At 48.5% G+C, this 408-nt stretch carries 1 pseudogene; it reads left to right on the forward strand.

Annotation, left to right across the window (positions count from 1 at the left end):
• Positions 1-408, forward strand: a pseudogene (locus SPM24T3_RS24155) (phage tail protein); the annotation flags it as partial.

The following is a 408-nucleotide window of genomic DNA, read 5'->3' on the forward strand; positions in this document are numbered from 1 at the left end:
AGTGTCATCGGTAAAGTGTTCGGGTTCATCGGCACGCTTCTCGGCGCGAAAATACCGACATCAGGTACCACGGCCAATGGGGACTCGCTGAGTACATCAAATACTGCCAAGGCAAATAAAGCTGCATTAGGTGATCCCATTCGTGAAGTCTTTGGAAAGATGCGGATTTATCCTGATTATGTTGTGGCACCGCGCAGCCGTTTTAGTGCGGATGATCCGAGTGTCTTTTACACAAACCTTTTCCTTTGTATCGGGGCTGGGAAATATGCCTATGCTGAAGGCGATATCAAGATTGGTGATACGCCAATCAGTGCGTTTGGTGATGATGTAACGTTCGCCTCATTCGGTCCTGGTGCTGATGTGAGTGGTGATGAAAGGTCAGAAAACTGGTGCGTATCCAGTGAGGTT

The organism is Serratia sp. M24T3 (assembly GCF_000257645.1).
Classification (GTDB): domain Bacteria; phylum Pseudomonadota; class Gammaproteobacteria; order Enterobacterales; family Enterobacteriaceae; genus Rouxiella.